12 protein-coding genes, 2 tRNA genes and 1 pseudogene are annotated in these 20,639 nt (G+C 37.3%); 9 read left to right on the forward strand and 6 right to left on the reverse strand.

From position 1 onward, the window contains the following. Positions 1-994: 994 nt before the first annotated feature. Positions 995-1,234, forward strand: a complete 240-nt coding sequence (locus tag AC6ER9_RS04625) for a hypothetical protein (RefSeq protein ID WP_497075200.1) — start codon at positions 995-997, stop codon at positions 1,232-1,234. Between the two features lie 659 nt (positions 1,235-1,893). Here the strand turns inward: AC6ER9_RS04625 and rpsU are convergent. From rpsU to AC6ER9_RS04640, 3 genes are all read right to left on the reverse strand, one after another. Further along, entirely contained in the window at positions 1,894-2,127 is a 234-nt protein-coding gene (gene rpsU, locus AC6ER9_RS04630) for a 30S ribosomal protein S21 (protein WP_497075201.1), read from the reverse strand. Positions 2,128-2,315: 188 nt separating this feature from the next. Next, complete coding sequence (locus tag AC6ER9_RS04635; RefSeq protein ID WP_497075202.1) at positions 2,316-3,989, reverse strand: formate--tetrahydrofolate ligase; 1,674 nt, start codon at positions 3,987-3,989, stop codon at positions 2,316-2,318. Positions 3,990-5,047: 1,058 nt separating this feature from the next. Then, positions 5,048-5,124 (reverse strand) — tRNA-Arg (locus AC6ER9_RS04640). Between the two features lie 368 nt (positions 5,125-5,492). Here AC6ER9_RS04640 and AC6ER9_RS04645 point away from each other — a divergent pair. From AC6ER9_RS04645 to pgi, 3 genes are all read left to right on the forward strand, one after another. Then, positions 5,493-6,644: an efflux RND transporter periplasmic adaptor subunit gene (locus tag AC6ER9_RS04645; protein ID WP_497075203.1), complete on the forward strand. Its 1,152-nt coding sequence runs from the start codon at positions 5,493-5,495 to the stop codon at positions 6,642-6,644. Next, positions 6,641-9,775, forward strand: coding sequence for an efflux RND transporter permease subunit (locus AC6ER9_RS04650; RefSeq protein WP_497075204.1), 3,135 nt, complete (start codon positions 6,641-6,643; stop codon positions 9,773-9,775). Before AC6ER9_RS04645 ends, AC6ER9_RS04650 begins: the two co-directional genes overlap by 4 nt. 191 nt (positions 9,776-9,966) lie before the next feature. Continuing rightward, entirely contained in the window at positions 9,967-11,631 is a 1,665-nt protein-coding gene (pgi, locus tag AC6ER9_RS04655; RefSeq protein WP_497075205.1) for a glucose-6-phosphate isomerase, read from the forward strand. A 606-nt stretch (positions 11,632-12,237) separates the two neighbouring features. Here pgi and AC6ER9_RS04660 read toward each other — a convergent pair. After that, a pseudogene (locus AC6ER9_RS04660) lies at positions 12,238-12,468 on the reverse strand (helix-turn-helix domain-containing protein); the annotation flags it as partial. Between AC6ER9_RS04660 and AC6ER9_RS04665 the strand changes: the two are divergent. Genes AC6ER9_RS04665 through AC6ER9_RS04685 form a run of 5 tightly spaced genes read left to right on the forward strand, consistent with a single transcriptional unit; the run spans position 12,467 to position 15,925 of the window. After that, complete coding sequence (locus tag AC6ER9_RS04665; RefSeq protein ID WP_497075206.1) at positions 12,467-12,691, forward strand: hypothetical protein; 225 nt, start codon at positions 12,467-12,469, stop codon at positions 12,689-12,691. The pseudogene AC6ER9_RS04660 and the gene AC6ER9_RS04665 sit on opposite strands and share 2 nt — an antisense overlap. Positions 12,692-12,736: 45 nt before the next feature. Continuing rightward, positions 12,737-13,207, forward strand: a complete 471-nt coding sequence (locus AC6ER9_RS04670) for a phage tail protein (RefSeq protein WP_497075207.1) — start codon at positions 12,737-12,739, stop codon at positions 13,205-13,207. Further along, positions 13,204-13,458 carry a tail protein X gene (locus tag AC6ER9_RS04675; protein ID WP_497074126.1) on the forward strand — a complete coding sequence of 85 codons (255 nt, stop codon included), beginning with the start codon at positions 13,204-13,206 and terminating at the stop codon, positions 13,456-13,458. Before AC6ER9_RS04670 ends, AC6ER9_RS04675 begins: the two co-directional genes overlap by 4 nt. After that, positions 13,458-14,438, forward strand: coding sequence for a phage late control D family protein (locus tag AC6ER9_RS04680; RefSeq protein ID WP_497075278.1), 981 nt, complete (start codon positions 13,458-13,460; stop codon positions 14,436-14,438). The genes AC6ER9_RS04675 and AC6ER9_RS04680 overlap by 1 nt, the downstream gene beginning before the upstream one ends. After that, a complete protein-coding gene (locus AC6ER9_RS04685) occupies positions 14,435-15,925 on the forward strand; it encodes a replicative DNA helicase (RefSeq protein ID WP_497075208.1) in 1,491 nt (496 codons plus the stop codon). The genes AC6ER9_RS04680 and AC6ER9_RS04685 overlap by 4 nt, the downstream gene beginning before the upstream one ends. Positions 15,926-16,144: 219 nt before the next feature. Here AC6ER9_RS04685 and AC6ER9_RS04690 read toward each other — a convergent pair. Together AC6ER9_RS04690 and ptsP are read right to left on the reverse strand one after the other, a co-directional pair. Continuing rightward, positions 16,145-16,234, reverse strand: a tRNA-Ser gene (locus AC6ER9_RS04690). Between the two features lie 1,684 nt (positions 16,235-17,918). Beyond that, positions 17,919-20,426 carry a phosphoenolpyruvate--protein phosphotransferase gene (gene ptsP, locus AC6ER9_RS04695; RefSeq protein WP_497075279.1) on the reverse strand — a complete coding sequence of 836 codons (2,508 nt, stop codon included), beginning with the start codon at positions 20,424-20,426 and terminating at the stop codon, positions 17,919-17,921. Positions 20,427-20,639: the final 213 nt, after the last annotated feature.

The raw sequence follows: 20,639 nt of genomic DNA on the forward strand, positions 1-20,639 counted from the left end.
CTTTAAATAAAAACACAGTTATGCATACGAAAACTGTTTGGTAAAAAATTATGATATGGCTTGAGAAGACAGCTTTAAATGGACCAAATAATACGATGAATGAAGTACTTAAGCGTAAAAATTGAGCAACATTATAGGATAGATTTATATATGAAGAGCTAATTTAAACAGAATAGTTTATCCATGATAATCTATTGCATAAAATTTGCTATGCGATAATCTTATGCAAAGATAATGCTTATCCATATGGTAGGGAGAGCGATACTATAATTCTATTTCACAGCTCTTAAAGTTATACAGTTCCTATTATTGAGAGCATTCATAAAAAGCATTTTATTTTATTTGCATATGACCCTCGCTTGTTGAGGTACAAAAAATTTGATTTACAATGACAATTTATCATCATGAATAGCTTAGGATTCTCTCGTTTTAAATCTCTTTCATGTTAAATCAATCAAAATCATTTGCTTGCACATTACAAGCGGGGGAGTCCGTGTAGATAAGAAACTGTATAAGAAAGGAATAAAAAAGGCCTCTTATGAATCGTTTTACGTACCAAGGGTTGGTCCGCAACACTCAAAGGCTGGAAAAGTGTATGATGGTGCCAGCTTATTACTTCATAAGCGTAAAAATGGGGGTGCCCAATGGATTGATCGTTATACCATTCACGGGTGCTGCCGTGAAATGGGCTTGAGGATGTTGAAAAATGTTTCTTTAAAAAAGCTCGTGAATTGGCAACTATTTCAAGGATATAGCTCTAGATGTTTTTGAAAGACGTAAAGCTGAATTAAAAGATGGACGATAAGAATGGGAACTGGTTTTCACCTTTAAAATTCCATATTTTCCCTAATTTAGGTATGTCTGTTCGTTTCAGAGATTACACAAACTAAAGATATGCAATACTCTTTCCTCTATTTGATGTACAAAAGCTGGAGCAGCTCGTGCTGCACTAAATCGTCTTAATATTTGTCTTAAACATGTGGTTTCTCTGAGGTTGAATGTTGACTTACAGGCAATAGAAAAAACAAAAAATCTCTTAAGGTCGACAAACATTATAAAACCATTATTAGATCCGCAATGGATTGGAAAGATGTGCTGGCTTTCACACAAAACGCTTTGTCAAAAAACAACAATGACGCATTTGGCTTTGCATCACTTTACCCTTACAGGTATGCGTAAACGCTTTTTTCGTCATATTCGTGAAGATCAGATTGAACTCAGTATAAAAAGTTGAATGCAATAGGTGGGGATTTGAAATGAGATCAATGATATAAGTGATGAGTAGAAGAAATTTATTAAGAAAAGAGAATCTGTAGTGCAGAAGCTGAAATTCTTCATTCTTTAGAGATATGTAAAGAGATGTGGAATTATATCGTTTCATTACATAAATGAAAAAAAGAAGATTATGTATTGTCATACCTTTATCCACGCAAAATCGCATATTGCGACAGCCACTTGTGTTTTGAACTTGATCTAAAACCTTCGAAGAATACAGGATATTCAAAGACCAAAAAAAGAAAATCATCACGGGATTTGCATAGGAGAAACAGCTAGTTGAAAGATAACAAAAGGGAAGAAAATTATAGCGAAAAGTGATAAGTAAATATCTGACACTCATCCACATTATACATAGAAACAAGTTTCTTAAATATCAAAGTATCGTTTGTTATCTATTTTCTGAAAATTACAAAAGTAAAATAAACTTCACCCCTATGATAAAAAGCTTATCACTTTCAGATAATTAACACATCAGTTTATATAACTCAAGCACTAGACAAAATTGCCAAAAAACACCACAGCTAAACAACCTGTTACAATTATCCATGAAGATAAAACTTTTTCAGTAGCTTATTGTATACTACTTACGCAATTCTATAACGCGTTAAAAGTATATCATTTTACTGCAACAGTTCGCCCGTTACTAATAAAACCTTCTCTTTGCGCACGCTTACGAGCAAGCTTACGTGTACGACGAATAGCCTCAGCTTTTTCGCGAGCACGCTTTTCAGATGGCTTTTCATAATAACTACGCATTTTCATTTCACGGAAGATACCTTCACGCTGCATCTTTTTTTTCAATGCGCGGAGCGCTTGGTCAACATTATTATCACGAACGAGTACTTGCACTATTTATCCTGCTTTTTTTCAGTGTCATAAATGATAGGAAAAACCCACGTCCTTTTAAAGGCATATCCAAAAGGACAAAAGCTTATATCACATAAATAAGACATTTGTCTATATTGCTTTTTAAAATTCTATTTCTTTTTGCAATAAAAGGTTTGTTATAGTGAATGATAGAGTTAACGGTTATAAACTTATGAAAGTCCTTGTATTTGATCATTTTTGTCAAGATAAATTTTTTCAGCAGTAGGATAATGCGGTAAACCGGGCATCGTCATAACATCTCCACAAATAACAACAATAAAACCAGCTCCCGCACAGAGACGAACCTCTCGTACAGGAATTTCAAAATCAACAGGTGCACCATATTGCTTGGGATCAGCAGAAAAAGAATAAGGTGTTTTTGCCATACAAATAGGGTAAGTGCCAAAACCTTCTTTTTCCCAAGATTCAAGTTGCTTAAGAATAGGAGTTGAGATGATAGCGCCACGCCCGCCATATAGTTTTGTTATAACACAATTAATTTTTTGAATAAGGGGAATATCATCTTGATAGAGAACTTGAAAATGAGAATCTTGTTTTTCAATTAAGTCAACGAGTTCTTGTGCAAGTTCTACAGCGCCTTTTCCACCTTGTTCCCAATGCCTACAAATAATCGCTTTGTGTCCAGTTGTGGTAACTATTTTTTGTAATGTTCTTATTTCAGCATCGCTATCGCTGTTGAAATGATTAATTGCGACAACACAAGGGATACCGTAGAGCTTCATATTTTGGATATGTCGTAAAAGATTCGCTGCTCCCTTTTCTAAAGCGGTAATATTTTCTTCTGTCAGATTATTTTTATCCACACCACCATTCATTTTTAATGCACGAATCGTTGCAACAATTACTGTTGCATTTGGTACAAGACCTGCTTGTCGACATTTAATGTTGAAAAACTTTTCTGCTCCAAGATCAGCTCCAAATCCTGCCTCTGTGACAACATAATCCGCAAGTTTTAAAGCGGTTTTTGTTGCTATAACGGAGTTACAACCATGAGCAATATTGGCAAAAGGTCCTCCATGAACAAGAACAGGATTATTTTCAATTGTTTGTACAAGATTGGGTTGTATAGCATCTTTAAGAAGAACGGCCATGGCACCTTCCGCATTGAGATCAGCCACTGTCACGGGTGTTTTGTCATAACGATAGGCAACAATAATTTTTTTAAGCCTTTGTGTAAGGTTTTCTAAATTTTCAGAAAGGCAAAGAAGTGCCATAATTTCTGATGCAACAGTAATATCAAAACCTGTTTGGCGCGGAAAACCATTTGTTATGCCTCCCAATGAAATGACAATATCGCGCAATGCACGGTCATTCATATCAAGAACGCGTTTCCAAACAATGCGACGTGGATCAATGTTGAGAGTATTTCCCCAATAGATATGATTATCGATCATTGCAGCAAGAAGATTATGAGCCGCCGTAATAGCATGAAAATCACCGGTAAAATGCAAATTAAGGTCATCCATTGGGATGACTTGCGCATAACCACCACCAGCAGCCCCACCTTTTACACCAAAACAGGGTCCTAAAGACGGTTCTCTCAAAGTAGCTATTGTTTTTTTTCCGATGAGGTTAAGAGCATCACTCAGTCCAACGGTTGTTGTTGTTTTTCCTTCTCCAGCAGGTGTAGGATTGATAGCTGTGACGAGGATAAGTTTACCATCTGGATTTTTATTGAGCGATTTTATGTAGGAGGACGCAATTTTAGCTTTATCATGGCCATAGGGAATGAGATTTTCATGTGAAATGCCAATTTTTTGTGCAATTTCAGTAATATGTTTCTTTTTAGCAGTGCGAGCAATTTCAATATCTGTTTGAGGCATGGAAAAATTCTTTAAACTAAACTTTTATTAATAGTTGATATCTACATTCTATGAATTAATGAGAAGAACGCATAGAGAATAGAAGGTGCAAGATATCATAAAGGTCGATGATATGCTGTGCAAGAGATAATCCTAAAAGAACGCAAGAAGAGTTTTATCGTTTTTTTTGGAAAAAACTCTGCGTTCTAATTATTGATAATTTATTAGCAAGCCTAATATCATTCTTCAATATCAGCAGCCCATGATGAACATTCGAAGCCAAGTTTTTGGGTAATTAATTTAAGAATTTTTTACGCAAGCGGTATTGTTACACTTTTTATTCTCAGCTTTTTATATATCAAGAATTACGTCAACTCTAGAAGTTTTGTTAAAGAGGATTGTGTTAGAAGAGCAAAGATTCTCTAAAAGGTGTTCTAGGATATCTGATTTTAAAGTTTAAATCATGATGATAAACAAATAATTTTAAAGTTATTTGTTTTAAACAGTAAGAATATGTTGAGTATTTCATTCAATAAAAATATCTCGAAAAGATTTTTTTATTTTAGAAAAAGTGTTGCTGACATTAATGGATATCATAAGTGTTTTATGGTACTGCGTTTGAGAAGTCGTTTATTTGTTATTTCAAGCCATACGCTGAAAAAGTTTTATAGAGTGGTAAACCGGAATTTATGACAGCACATCTGAAGACCACTTTAAAATAGGACGATCAGAAAGAAATAAAATATTTAGAAATATTCATTGATGGAAAAGGTCAAAATAAGCCTGTAAAAATTATCAACGGATCAAGAAATATAATCCAGAAGAGCTTTAAAACAGGCACATAAATTAAGAAAAGAAAGCAACAGTATATGACCAATGCACACAATCGCTACAATTAGTGCTAATAAAAGCATCTTTGGATTGAATTGAAGGTCGCATAACATCTCATTCTATCAAAATTTTTAAAGAAACGACTCAATTAATAGAAGAAAGAAAGGCTATAAAAAGATCAAAGATAAGCAAAAAATAAACCCAAAGGGTTCGAATTTCTAAGTTAAGATACTGAATTTATTTATAGATGGCGCACCCGAAGAGATTCGAACTCCTGACCCCCAGATTCGTAGTCTGGTGCTCTATCCAGCTGAGCTACGGGTGCATACACTTCGATTTTCTACATTGTCTAAGACACAAGGGTTCCTAATCGTTTCATTAAAGAAATGCAAGTGAAACTTAAATTATAATCAAAAAAATATCTTTTTCTATGAAATATTTTTAGAAAGAGCATGATAGATTATGGTTTTAGTTGGATTTTTGATCAGACCACTTTATTTTTTTGATCGTATAAAGCAATATGAACGATAGTTAACTTGACGTTTTTTTCTATGAAAGATAGTCAAGCAAGGGTGAGATATGTTTTTTTACAGCGGGGGGTAAATATGTACCTGCTGTTTGGTTTTTTTGTAAAACGCCGATATTACTGTTGAAAACTATTTCAGATCAATATGACACAGTGAGGGTGAATGTATGGCGTCATTAAAAAAGATCTTTCCATTGGTATTTTTTATTATCATTTTAATGGTTACTTATTGGGCTGGGAAACAGAGTGCAAAACAACCTATTTCTATGGCGGATAAAACAAGTGTATCGTATAAAGCTTCAAAGGGAGAAACGGGAAGACCACCGACGAATGTTGTCGTTGATTTTGTAAAAACTGAAGACTTTTATGAACACCTTAACGTTTTAGGAAGTGGACAAGCACTTGAAGAAGTCGAGCTTACCCCTTTATCGCCAGGTGTTATTGATAAATTTTTTGTGTCAGCCGGTGCAAAAGTAAAAGTAGGTGATATGATTGCGAAGCTTGATTCTAAAAAAGAGGAAATAGCGGCTGCAAAAGCAAAAGTACAACGAGATAATGATGCATTAACGCTTTCGCGCATTCTTAAATTACGAGCTAGTCATACAGCAACAGAAGTTCAAGAAATTACGGCACGCTTAGAGTTAGATAATGCAAATTTGGTTTTACGGAATGCTGAGGTTGATCTCGACCGGCGAACAATTCGTGCACCAATCTCTGGAGTTGTCGGTATTTTACCTATTGATGTGGGAAATAACGTGACCCTTAACACGGTCATTGGCCGTATTGAGAATAGAGAACGTATTTTAGTCGATATATGGGCTCCTGAGCGATATGTATCACGCCTTCATAAAGGAGATGAGGTAACGGCAATATTAACTGCGCAACCAGATAAATCTTTTGTTGGTCATATTTATGCGATTGATAATGTCGTTGATCCAGAAAGTCGTACACTTCATGTTCAGGTTGAAATCAATAATGAAAAAGATACGCTCATGTCTGGTATGTCCTTTTCTATTGTTCTGCAATTTCATGATGGTTCTTTCCCTGTTGTTAATCCTCTTGCGATTCAATGGAACAGTAAAGGGTCATTCGTTTGGCGTGTGAGAGATGGAAAAGTAGAGTCGATACCTGTATCAATTATTCAGCATAAAGCAGATCAAGTTTTTGTAAAAGCTTCTCTAGAAGATGGTGATAAAGTTGTTATTCAAGGGGTACAAACGCTTTATCCAGGAAGTAAAGTAACTATTGATAACCCAAATGATGATTCAAAATCCCATCAACAGAAATTATCAGCAGTTTATAGAACGGATATACAATGAGCCAAGAGTTGAGCACAAAACAGCCAATGTCACAGGCGGAACAAGGTGGTCTCATTGCCTTATTCATTCGCAGACCGGTTTTTACTTTTGTTTTAAATGCGCTGATCATCATTGCAGGATTTGCAGCATGGTTGAATGTTGATATTAGAGAGTTACCCGATGTTGATACGCCTGTAACAACAATTGTGACACTGTTTTCTGGTGCGTCGGCAGAGACAATTGATCGTGAAGTAACAAAAATTATAGAAGATGCTGTTTCTCGTGTTTCAGGTGTTAAGACGATTTCTTCAACATCTTCTTTTGGAAGCTCCTATGTACAAATTAATTTTAATGTTGGCGTTGATTTGAATGTAGCAGCATCTGATATCCGTGATGCTCTATCTCGCGTTACTTATTCTTTACCTAAGGATGCGGATGCTCCTTTGATCATTAAAGCAGATTCGAATGCTGCTGCCATGATGTATTTGGCTGTGACATCACCAACAATGAGTATTGATGATTTAACAATGATTGTAGACGATAAGATTGTTGATGCGGTTTCTGCTGTTGATGGCGTTGGTGATGTACAGGTTGATAATGCTCGCAAAAAGATTTTTCAGATTGATATAGATCAAGCAAAACTTGCAAGTTATGGATTAACTGTCGCAGATATTTCACGTGTTCTTGCTGATATGAAAACAGATGTTCCAGTAGGGTCAATACGCAATTCGAAGCAAACTTTAGTTGTCCGTGCTACTGCGCGTTTAACAACACCAGAAGCTTTTGAACAAGTTGTTTTAAAGCCTCATGTACATCTTCGTGATGTTGCGCATGTTACTTTATCACCGGATATAGAAGACGTTATTCTTCGTATCAACGGAAAAACAGGGGTTGGATTAGGTATTGTACGTAAAGCTCAATCCAATACTCTTGATATTTCTGAAGGTGTGAGAGCCGTTGTCGATAATCTCAAAAATATACTGCCTTCTTCCGTACATATAGAAGTTGTAAATGACGATGCGACTTTTATTAAAAGCGCACTTCATGAGGTTGAGGTTGCGTTGATCATTGCTATTTTAAGCGTTATCTTGGTTATTTTTCTTTTTCTCAGAGATATTCGTGTAACGCTGATCCCTGCTGTATCTCTTCCAGTCGCTTTGATTGGTACTATTGCAGCTATTTATCTTGTAGGGTTTTCATTAAATATTCTCACATTTTTAGGGCTTGTTTTGGCAACAGGGCTTGTTGTCGATGATGCCATTGTGGTTCTGGAAAATATTGTTCGACGGCGCAATATGGGGATAGGTGTTAGAGCTGCTGCAGTGTTAGGAACCCGTGAAGTCTTTTTTGCTGTTATTGCAACAACATTGACTTTAGTGGCCGTATTTGTGCCTATCTCCTTTCTTCCTGGACAAGTTGGAGGACTCTTTAGAGAATTTGGGTTTGTTTTAGCAATTGCTATTTTGCTTTCTGCAATTGTTGCCTTAACGCTTTGTCCTATGTTGGCTTCACGTTTTCTCAAAGAATATGTTGAGGAGACAGAGGAAAAGACCCATTATTTGGCTTTTTTATATAAATGGGGTTCTCTGCTTCATGAGGCATATACTTACACTTTGCATAAGTGTTTAGAAAAGCCTTGGGCTGTTGTTGTTGCTTCACTTGTTTTTGCAGCTCTTTGCGTTGGAGGCTATACGAAGTTGCAACAAGAATTAACACCAGCAGAAGACAGAGCTCTCATCTTTTTGGTCATTAATGGGCCACAAGGTATTTCAGCAGAATATTTGAACAAACAGATAGAGAAAATTGAAGAAAGTTTTCAGCCATTACGTGATGCGGGTGAAATTTCTGGCAGTTACTCTATCGTGGGTATTGGTGGTGCACCCAATACTGCTTTTTTGATTTTAAAACTTTCACCTTGGGATAAACGTGTACGCTCTCAGCAAGAAATTGTAAACGATATTAATGAAAAGGTTCGACAATTTCCGGCAGTTTTTGTGTTTGCAGCGCAGGGAAACTCTCTAGGTGTGAGAGGAACGGGGCAAGGGTTACAATTTGCCATTCTAGGCGATGATTATGCAGCATTACAACCCGTTGCTGATAAGTTGGTACATGCTTTACAAGCTGATTCACGTTTTATTCGTCCACGTCTTACTGTTGATGCTAAACAACCGCAATTTTTTATTGAAATCAATCGAAAAAAAGCCTCTGATTTAGGGATTGATATCACCAATTTGGGCGATACATTACAAGCAATGTTGGATGGTAAAAAGATTGGTTCCATTAATGTGGATAATCATTCTTACGATGTTAAATTGATATCGCGTAAAAATTCTATGAAGAGTCCTAGCGATTTAGAAAATATTTTTTTAAAGACCAAAGACAATCGATATATTCCTTTATCGGTTATTGCGCGTTTGCATGAAAAAGCTATCGCTCCCCAATTAAAACGGGAAAAGCGCATGAGTGCTGTTATTTTAAGCTCAAATCTTGCTCAAGGTATTGCTTTAGGGGAAGCTTACCAAGCTGTACAGAACATTGCTTCTCCTTTGTTATCGAAAGGAACTTACATTGTTCCCTTAGGGGAAGCCGAAACGCTTAACGAAACATCTTCCAGTTTTATGATTGTTTTTGGCATTGCCTTTTTGATTATTTTACTCATTTTAGCGGCTCAGTTTGAAAGCTTTATTTCAGGATTCATTATTATGGCTATTGTGCCATTAGGGATTGGTTGTGCTGTAATTGCTATGCTCTTAAGTGGTGTGAGTCTTAATATTTACAGTCAAATTGGGTTAATTTTGTTAATTGGTATTATGGCAAAAAATGGTATTCTGATTGTTGAATTTGCAGATAAATTACGTGATCAGGGAAGAAGTGTGCGTGAAGCTGTGGAAGAGGCAGCAAATATTCGTCTGCGTCCAGTTTTTATGACAATGATTTGTGCCATTTTAGGGGGTGTCCCTTTGGTTTTAGCTAAAGGGGCTGGTGCAGAAGCGCGTGTAGCTTTAGGTTGGGTGATCGTTGGTGGTTTAGGTTTAGCAACGGTTTTTACGCTTTATGTCACACCGGTTGTTTATCTTTTTTTAGGGCGTTTTATAAGATCAAAAGTAGAAGAAGATTTGCGCTTAGCACAAGAACTTAATCAAGTTAAATGATAGTTCGAGTAGAAAAAAATTTGAATGTTTATTCTTGTAAAAAATATCATTTTCGGATCTTGTTTTTTTACTTTTACGTTCCTTCATTTTTTGTGTGAGCAGTGAAAAGAGCGAGCAATCAAGGAGACACTTTTTACTTTATTATTGTTTGGGCCTAGATTTCATTATCAATAACCGTATAGGATAAGCTTATGGGAGATAGCTTTTCGATTCGAGATGAAAAGGCTTTTGAAGCCGTATTAAAAGCTTTAAGGAGGCATGCTGCAGAGGATGGGGTCTATGATATTCGTCGGCATTTTTTAGCAGATGACCAGCGTTTTTCCCATTTTTCTCTAAGGCTTGATGATCTTCTTTTTGATTTTTCAAAATGTGGTGTAACATTTAAAACATTACAGCTTCTTGATGAGTTAGCTGTTGCAGCAGACGTATTGGGGCGGCGTGATGCTATGTTTTCGGGTAAAGCCATTAATACAACTGAAAAACGCTCCGTTCTTCATATTGCATTACGTTTACCGGCTGATGAAATTTTCATGTTGGATGGTCATGATCTCATTCGTGATATTCAAGATGTTCTTGAGGATATGGAAAGATTTGCTGAAAAGGTTCGTGATGGAAGTTATAAGGGAAGTTGTGGAGAGAAAATAAGTGATATTGTCAACATTGGTATTGGTGGTTCTGATCTTGGTCCTTCAATGGTTACATATGCTTTAAAACCTTATCATGATGGTCCACGTTGTCATTTTGTTTCTAATGCTGACAGCGCTCATATTTCTGATACTCTCTCCATTTTAAATCCGGCAACAACACTGTTTATCATTTCTTCTAAAACTTTTACAACGGCTGAAACAATGGCGAATGCTCGAGTTGCTCGTCAATGGATTCGTTCACATTTAGGGGAAGAAGCTATTCATACACATTTTGTTGCTATCTCGAGTGCGCTTGATAAAGTGGCCGAATTTGGCATAGATTCCACAAGAGTTTTTAAATTTTGGAATTGGGTTGGAGGCCGTTATTCAATTTGGTCTGCTATTGGACTTATTGTAATGTTTGCAATAGGAGGGCAAAATTTTCGCCAATTTCTCAATGGTGCTTTGCAAATGGACCAGCATTTTAAAACCATGCCTTTGCATAAAAATATTCCTATTCGCTTTGCTCTTTTAGGTTTTTGGCATCGTGTTATTTGTGGTTATTCATCACGCTCTATCATTCCCTATGCACAGCGTTTAATACATTTTCCAGCTTATTTACAACAACTTGATATGGAATCAAATGGTAAACAAGTTTCGTTGGATGGAAAACCATTAAATTTTTCAAGTGGTCCAATCGTTTGGGGTGATTCTGGAACAAATAGCCAGCATGCTTTCTTTCAGCTTCTGCATCAAGGAACAGATGTTGTTCCAGTAGAGTTTATTTTATTTATAAAAGGGCATGAGAAAAATTTACATTCTATGTATGAAATATTGCTGGCAAATTGTTTAGCACAATCAAAGGCTTTGATGAAGGGTCGTAGTATTGAAGACGCGCGCCATATATTGATAAAAAATGGTGTTGATGAGCGTGAAGCAGATCATTTAGCACTTCATAGAAGTTTTAAAGGAAACCGTCCCAGTATGATGCTGGTTCAAGATTTATTAACACCTTTTACACTTGGTCGTCTCATTGCGCTTTATGAGCATCGTATCTTTGTTGAAGGTATTTTAATGAATATTAATTCATTTGATCAATGGGGTGTTGAACTCGGTAAAGAATTAGCAAATGAATTACTCCCCATTCTTCGTGGCGAAAGTAAAGCGGATAATCGCGATAGTTCAACATTAGGGTTGCTCGCTCATATTCAAGCAAGACGTGAAAAATAAATATAATTTGATCATAGATTCTGTACGAATTAAGCAAAGGTAAAGTGAGAGAGAAATATGAGATAACTCTCTATGTTACTCTGCGTTTCCCTACGGTCTAAATTGAATTTTGGTCATAGAAAATTAAAAAAGGATAAAAACTATCAAAATGAGAATTTATTAGAATAAAGGGCAAAAAGCTTTGAAAAGTCTTGACCTTCTTAGGTTTTTTTTAAAATCTTTTGAAAAAATGGATTGGTATTGTAGTTTGACACTAGGTTTTGTACTAAGTGGGATTAGTTAGGAATACGTGATAATTTATTGTTTTTATGTATAAAATTTAGCATTAAATGCGTGTTTTGTCAAAATCAATTTTTACACCGGAAATTGCAAAAAATTCTAAAAAAGAGCGAAAATCGGAATTTGAGCGTAAATAATGAGAGAAAGCTTTGAAAGGTCTTTGAAAATCCTTTGAAGATTTTTAAAAAGTCTTTGAAAGCCCAGAAAACCGCTTTGAAGACCCTTTGAAAAAAATCCAATAAGATGTGAAGCCAACTCTAAAATCAACCTAAAATGACCAAAAAGCAAAAAAGATTTTCATAGTAATTTTTCATTTTAAATGATGTTTTAGATGGAATTTTGGTGTGCTTTTAAGTGTGCTCTTTCAGCTTCGATTTGACGCTTTAAATGTAATTTTAGAAGAGGCAAGGTCAGCTCGACTTCTTCCGTGTCGTTGATGTCTTGAATTAACTCTTGCAGTTTTTTATAAAGTTCCGCCGCGAGTTCCGCTATATCTTCAGGGGGGAGTTTTATATTTTCATCGCGATAGGTTGTATAAACTATGCGACCAAGTTTTTTGGGAGGCAAAACGTCTATCCAAGCACTTGTGCAATTTGCAAGCGCAGGGCATGGCAATGCCCCTCTCACAGAGCGGCGAGAGAAAGAGCGCGTCCCCATCACGCACAATCAAAATGTCACGGTGCATGTCAATGGCGCACGTGATCCTGTTGCAACAGGTTATGCGGTTCGTCATGCTTTGCAACGGGCAGGAGCCAATGCCTTGCACGGCGGAACAGAGTAATGGAGAGAACAAAATGAGGGGGAATAGAATGAGGGGAAGAGGGGAATGCAAGATCCTTTGCTGATGTTAGGACCGCATCAATTTTATGTGGACTGGTTAAATTTTCAATCTTTTGAGGAAGAGTTTTCTGCTTCATGGGTTTGCTTAGAACGTTTTGGCCGTTCCCCTAGTTTGCAATTTACCGGCTATGGCAATGATCCCAAAACCATCCACGGGGTATTGTTTCCAGAAGAGTTTGGAGACCGTGCGGCTATTGATGCTATCACCAGAACAATTCGAAGAGCCAAGCCCGTTCAGATGATCCGTTGGATGCGTGATGATAGCTACAGTGCTTTGATGCATGGTTTAGTCGTGATTACCCATATTCGTAAAGACCATGATTACATTAACCGTTCTGGTCAATCGGGGCGCATTCGCTATTCCATAAGCCTGTTACCGTTTTTTGATTGGGGAAAACCGCAAGGTCAATATCAAATAGGGCAATACCAAGAGGGGCAAGAGGAGGACACCCCATGAAGATTCCCGCAAAGCAGTTTGTGGTCGAGCTTGAGGATATGAGTTTAGATCTGATTTGTTATCACCATGCCTTGTCTGTTTTAGGAGACCGGCGGCAAGCGGGTTTATTAAAAGGCTATTTAGAAGCCACGCTGGAGGCTAATCCAGAGATTGCGGGATATGGGGCTTTTTTACCGCGGGGCTTAAAAGTCTTTTTGCCTGAATTTGTCTCATGCGAAAAGAACAGTGTGGTCAAACGGCTATGGGATTAATGCGCACATATCCCTTTATTGAGGTAAGGGTGGGGGAGAAACTTGTTCATGAGGTTTTTTACCAGCGTCTTTTAACGGCAACCATCACGGATAATACGAGTAATGAAGCCGATAGCTTTGAAGCAGAATTTGATGATAGCGGCAATGATTTAGAAGTTCCAGCAGCGGGTAGCACACTCCAAGTCACCTTTGGTTATGAGAACAGCATTCGTGCCTTTATGGGGCGTTTTGTTGTCGAATCGGTGATCAGTTGTGGGGGCAGTGATGGAGAGATTTTACGCCTTTGTGGCAAAAGCGCTTCCATGCGTGCGGAGATCAAAGAACAGGTGAGCGAACATTTTGACCATCAAACCGTTGGCAAGATTGTTGAGACCCTTGCCAAACGTCATGGCTATCAAGCAAAGGTTAGTCCCCAATTTACCAAACAAACCTTGCCTTATGTGGTGCGCACGGATCAATCGGCGATTGATTTTTTAACCCGCCTTGCTGATCGGATGCAGGCGCGTTTTTTGATCAAAGACAATAAGTTTTTATTTTTAAGCGGGGACAATCTTCCCCTCCAGACAATTCATCAACAGGATTGTTCCCATTGGGAATTTAGTCTCGAGCCGCGTACCCAATACGGCACCATTGAAGCCTCTTATTTTGATCGCGCAAAAGGGCAACAGCATTCTGTCAAACATCGCACGGGGTATATGGGGCCCATTCGCCGTCTACGAACCTGCTACCCTTGTGAGAGCCAAGCACAAGCAGCAGCAGCCTCTGAGTCGGAACGTCTTTGCCGCGCGATGGGCAGTGGTTCTGTAAGCCTTGAGGGGCGCCCTGAGATCATGGCGGGTCAACCACTGCTATTGCAAGGGTTCCGTAGAGAAATCAATGGTCCATGGCATGCGGCAACGGTGACCCATCGCTATGAAAAGCAAAGCGGATACACCACAGAAATCACCTTTGAGGCACCAAATCAAGGAAAAGAGGCATGAGAAAATTAAATGTGTTAGAAGCAGAAAACCCAAGAGATACTTTTGCCTCTTCTTTTCGGCAACTGCTCCATAATATTGAAGCAGAACAAGCTTTGCTTGGGGCAATCATGATCAATAATAATGCGCTTGAGAGCGTTGCTGATTTTCTCAAAGCAGAACATTTTTTTGAAGCCCTTCATCAAAGGCTTTTTGATATCATCTCACAAATTGTTCAAAAGGGAAAAGTTGCAGATCCCATTACCATGAAGCCCTTTATTGCAAATGATGAGAAAGTTGGAGATATCACAGTCTTTAATTATGTGGTGCGTTTAGCCAAAGAAGCAGTCACAATCATCAATACTCAAGAGTATGGACAGGTCATTTATGATCTGTTTATTCGCCGCTCTTTAATTAACCTTGGCACTCAAATTGTGAATAGATCTTTTGATGCTCCTCTAGAACTTAGTCCTTTACAACAAATTGAAGCGATTGAAAATCAGTTGTTTGCATTAGCCGAAAAAGGCAAATATGGGGGTGGTTTTGAAAAGTTTAATACCGCCATTACAAAGGCACTTAACATGGCAAGTGCTGCGAAACAGCGTTCTTCAAAGCTTTCTGGTATGGCAACCCATATTAAAAGTCTTGATGCGAAAATGGGTGGGTTGCAAGCATCTGATTTGATTATTCTAGCAGGGCGCCCCGGTATGGGGAAAACGTCCCTTGCAACCAATATTGCTTTTAACATTGCCAATGCTTGCAAGCGTGATAGCAACACAAAAGAAGGTGAAGGGGGGATTGTTGGTTTCTTCTCTCTTGAAATGTCAACAGAACAGCTTGCAACCCGCATTATCTCAGAACAAACGAAGGTTTCTTCTTCTGATATACGGCGGGGGAATCTTTCTGATGATCAGTTTATAAACATTGTTCATATGACGCGTTCCCTTCAAACCATTCCTCTTTATATTGATCAAACGGGGGCTGTATCCCTTGCACAATTGGCTGCGCGTGCAAGGCGTCTTAAACGACAACATGGTCTAGATGTTTTGATCATTGATTATATCCAACTGATGACAAGCGGTTCAAAGCGTTCTTTAGAAAACCGCGTTCAAGAGATTACAGCCATCACTATGGGGCTTAAAGCACTTGCAAAAGAACTCAATATTCCCATCATTGCGCTTTCACAATTATCACGACAAGTTGAAAACCGTACAGATAAACGTCCACAACTGTCTGACTTACGGGAATCAGGTTCAATTGAGCAAGATGCCGATATTGTGTTGTTTGTTTATCGTGAAGAATATTATCTCAACAATGAAGAGCCCCAAGAAGGCACGCTTGAATATCACAAATGGAAAGAGGCAATGGAGCAAGCCAAGGGCAAAGCTGAGGTTATCATAGCCAAGCAACGCCATGGTCCAACAGGAATCGTCCCTCTTGCTTTCCAATCTGACTTTACATGCTTTAGTGATTTAACAGATCATACTCATCTCTCAGAAATATCTGCTTGAGCTCAAAATGATGATCCGATGATTGAGAAGAAAAAAACCATCGATTCTCACAAACAATTACGAATCTTAAAACATCCTTTGAAAGGCCTTTGAAGACCCTTTGAGAACCCCTTAAAAATCATGTGAAAAAAAATAAATTGGTACAAAACCTAGTGGCAAAATATACAAAACCCGCTGGCAAGCTACACTGGTAGGCTACCATATCATTTTAGTTAAATTTGGCGGAGAGAGAGGGATTCGAACCCTCGATATGGTTTCCCATATACACGCGTTCCAGGCGTGCGCCTTCAACCACTCGGCCACCTCTCCAGAAGTCTTGCACTATACCCAGAAAGAAATAACGTGCAAGCCTAAATATACATTCAAAATTCGAAATTCAAATCTATTGATTAAATAAGAGCACATATTTGTTGAATAACAAACACATCCTGTCTTTTTTAAAAAAACTTTTTCCGTGGATAGGCCTGTACAATAATGAAAGTAAAAAGAGTGTTATCAAATCATAAACTTTCATGCTGACTGAAAAACTTTCTGCTTTATTGAAAGAACACTGCTTAAAATTGACATACAGTGCATGTTTTCTGTACAATAAAATAATTAAATCTGTCCTGTTTATTACTATTGATTGCCCCAACAATAAAATAGAATAATAACGCTATGAACTTCTTATATCTCTAACATTAAAATTGCTGCATCTAAATAATAAATTTCATCTCAATAACAATTATTTTCAATCTCCTTTTTACCTTAAGAATGAGGATCCTTAAACACGACAAATCTCATTACAAATTGCTCTCTTAAAATAAGAGCTACCTGCTTCATCACTTTTAGGTTTCATTTTATAGAAAAAATTTAATTTATAATGATAACTTATTTTTTACATTGTTATATCTTCAACTGGTGTAAAGTTTTCTTCTCATACCCTTCTTCATATTGAATGAATTAAAATCACATGCCCATGCATCATCAGCAAGGATAGTATGTAAAAAAACGTTTAAGAGAGAATAAATACCTCTTATAAATTTTATTAACTAACAAGAGCTGTTATAAAACATTGGGGGGATTGTAAAATAAGTAGTAATGGTGTGAACTTGCTCTTTTATGAAGCATAAAGAGGTGAATGGATTGACCATTTAGCAGTTTCGATGTGAAGGGGCTTGGATGTACTAATATTTCTTTAAAACAAGCCTGTGAATAAGCCATCTAATGGCGTTTTGTTTTACGTGAAAGATGTATCCTCATGAAAAATGTGAAAATAAAAGCATGAGGAAATGGGTAATTTCCATCATTTAAAAGATATGGGACACTTTTGAAAGCCGTAAAGTCGAATTAAGATATGATGATAAAGAGATGTTAGTTTGCATCTTTAGGTTTTCATATTCTTTCCAAATTAGGTTGTCCGCTTACTTTAGAGATTATACAAACAGAGATATAGAATATACTCTCCCCCATTTAGCCATACAAAAACCAATAACAGTAGAGAAAGTATTAAATTGCCTTAACAACCTATCTCAAATATGGGTGAGTACTCTAAATTGAGATGTTGATTTACAGACAAAAAATAAAATACTATTATCTTGTTCATTCACGCATTTATTTTAAAAAACATTTTTTAATTCTTGTCACATTCATCCCATAACAATTATGATGCTCATAACGATGTTTATGAATGAGATAAAATCTATTGGATAGCATTATCACGCTATTTACCAACGCCAATTGTTGCAACAACTTTTGTTATTTAAGAAAATCTATGAAAAAGGTATTTATTCTTTATTAAAGTGCTTTTATCCTCACTTTAATCGTACTTATAAAGTATAAAAGGATGATTTTTATGAATTTAAGCCAAATTCGAGGCTCTCATTATATAAAACGATAATTTATCATTATAAATTTATATGTTGCCTGTAATCGCTCCCAAAGACAAATAGTCTTACAATACTAAAGATCTGATGATTTTGCACATAAGCAAGTTCTTTCCTCCTCACATTCTTTACCACCGGATATCCTTGCTTAGAGTGCGTACAGCTCGTGCTGTTTCACATTGTAGTGCTTTTTGTGCTAAAATTTTCATCTCTTCAAAACTATGAGTCTGTAAACACGCTTTTACTGAAGAAATATCGCAAGGTATCATAGAGAGTTCATTAATTCCCAATCCAGTCAAAATCATTGCACCAAAAGGATCTCCAGCCATACCACCACATACACTAACCCAACATTTATGTTGTGCTGCTCCCTGAATAGTCTGATAAATCATACGTAAAACTGCTGGATCAAGGCTATCAGCCTCAGACACAAGGTACGGATTTTGCCGATCAACAGCCATTGTATACTGCGTTAAATCGTTGGTCCCAATTGAAAAAAAATCAACATGAGCGCTCAACACATCTGCCATAATGGCTGCAGCTGGAACTTCAACCATAATACCAAGTTTTAATTTTGGAGCATCAATATCATTGCGGATTTCTTCTGCAATTTTTTTTATAGTAACAATCTCTGAAACAGACATCACCATCGGAAATACAATCCATAGATCTCCGACCTCTTTTGCAGCTCTGTACAAAGCACGTAGTTGAGGCACTAAAAGATCACGCCGACGTAACAAAAGCCGCATTCCTCGAACACCTAAAAAAGGATTGTCTTCTTTAGATAAATGTAAATGCGTAACCTGTTTATCTCCACCAATATCGAGCGCACGAATAATTAATGGCTTATCTCCTACGGCTGCAATCATCGCCCGATATATATCAAATTGGATCTCCTCATCCGGAATATGTGGATTCTCTAAAAATAAAAACTCTGTGCGCATGAGTCCTACACCTTCGGCTCCCAAATCAAGTGCAGCAGGAACCTGAGTTGCATGATTGACATTAGCCATGATACGAATTCTTTGACCATCTGTCGTTTGCATTGGTGTTCTAAACGTACTTATCTCACTGAAACGTTTTTGTACAACAGTATCAAGATGCCTTTGAACATCTTCAACATCTTCAAGCGTAGGATCAAGGTAAATGAACCCGTTATCACCATCAATAATAGCTTGAATATCAGGCTGAACCTCTAAAATATCATCACCTGTAGCCACAACCATCGGAATATCAAGAGTACGTGCCAAAATAGCTGTATGAGAGAGTGGACCTCCCCATGCTGTTGCTAATCCTTTTATTTTTTTACAATCAAGTTGTGCAATATCAGAAGGAGAAAGATCGTTTGTAACCAGAATAACACCACTTGGAATATCATTTAAAAAGAATGTTCTATAGGATGGATTTATTTCCCCTAAAACACGACGACCAACATCAATTAAATTAACTGCGCGTGCTGCTAACAAAGGATTATCTACTTTAGAAAACATATTTGAAAACTGCTGAACTGCTTTATCCCAAGACCAAGCAACACCATGACCTTCTGCTATAAAACGACAAGCTTGAGCTATGAGATTTTCATCTTCAAGCAAAACCATTTGCGCAGAAAAAATCGCAGCAGAATCCGCACCCATACGCATTGTAATATCAGAAATTACAGATGCCATTTTATGTTTTGTTTTTGTAAGCGCATTTTCAAGACATGCTGTACCAACTGCAAAATCAATTGGCTGGTCTATTATGGAAATATCATTTTGCCTTAAAACAAAAATTTTACCAAACGCTAATCCTGAACTTGCTCCAACACCAGAAATACCTTTTTGCATGGAGCGTGGATACCAACCATGAAAGGCCTTTGTTTGAGATTCAATTTCTCTCTCCACGCATTTCTCACGAATACTTACTTTTTTCACAATGGCAATGGCATCATTGAGAAGTTGTGCTCCTTCTGCAGCATCTGTAGAAAAAATTAGAACATCACCATTTTTTGCTCCTAATTGCAATAAACCGACCAAGTTTTTCATTTCAACGGCATATAGACCATGACGAACTCTGATAGAGTTTTGAATCTTTTTCGCAAAATCAACCCAAATAGAAGCTGGTCGTGCATGAAGACCACTTGGATAATCTAAAATCCATTCCTGACACACCGAAAGATCACCAATAAAAGTTTTTTCTTTCTGCATATCTTGATCAAACAGAGTTGTAATAATTTGCTGTTTGTCCGTAGTTGTTGCAAGTAGTTCAAGCTGTTTTGTATCAAATAAAAGAGATGTCAACTTTTTGCAAATTTCTCTATAGCGATCTGGAGACGCTGCAATGGCAATAACCAAATGTGCTTTCTTTCCATCTTGCCACTCAACACCAGCAGGAACTTGTATAACAGCAACAGCATCTTTGATGATTAAATCACTATTTTCAACCAATCCATGAGGAATGGCTATACCATTTCCAAGCCAGGTATTGGTCGTTTCTTCACGTGCGAGCATGCTTGCCAGATAACATTTGTCAACTGCACCAACCTGTACAAGCAATTCAGCAGCAGCTGAGATCGCATCATTTTTATGGTCAAAAGCAGCTGCAAGTTTTACAGATCTTATAGACAAGATTTCACTCTGGGTAAAATCTACATTCATTATTTCTACTTTCTCACATCTCATCATGCATTCAAATCGCCTCACATTTGAACACGAACACCTCTGATAAATTCCTTTTCAAAGCTACACTTCTCAAAATACAAGCTATAAACATCGCTATAGCTCTCTTGTATTTGACGGAATACTGCTAAATGAGCTTCCTAAATACCCTAATATAACCGATAAAACGATTAGATATTACAATTGCGTAGG

Source organism: Bartonella sp. SL317, from assembly GCF_059687655.1.

Coding starts and splice junctions, on each gene's coding strand:
- AC6ER9_RS04635 (WP_497075202.1), bottom strand. CDS start 3,989: ATGCCTCAAACAGATATTGAAATTGCTCGCACTGCTAAAAAGAAACAT.
- AC6ER9_RS04645 (WP_497075203.1), top strand. CDS start 5,493: ATGGCGTCATTAAAAAAGATCTTTCCATTGGTATTTTTTATTATCATT.
- AC6ER9_RS04650 (WP_497075204.1), top strand. CDS start 6,641: ATGAGCCAAGAGTTGAGCACAAAACAGCCAATGTCACAGGCGGAACAA.
- pgi (WP_497075205.1), top strand. CDS start 9,967: ATGGGAGATAGCTTTTCGATTCGAGATGAAAAGGCTTTTGAAGCCGTA.
- AC6ER9_RS04670 (WP_497075207.1), top strand. CDS start 12,737: ATGCAAGATCCTTTGCTGATGTTAGGACCGCATCAATTTTATGTGGAC.
- AC6ER9_RS04675 (WP_497074126.1), top strand. CDS start 13,204: ATGAAGATTCCCGCAAAGCAGTTTGTGGTCGAGCTTGAGGATATGAGT.
- AC6ER9_RS04680 (WP_497075278.1), top strand. CDS start 13,458: ATGCGCACATATCCCTTTATTGAGGTAAGGGTGGGGGAGAAACTTGTT.
- AC6ER9_RS04685 (WP_497075208.1), top strand. CDS start 14,435: ATGAGAAAATTAAATGTGTTAGAAGCAGAAAACCCAAGAGATACTTTT.
- ptsP (WP_497075279.1), bottom strand. CDS start 20,426: ATGAATGTAGATTTTACCCAGAGTGAAATCTTGTCTATAAGATCTGTA.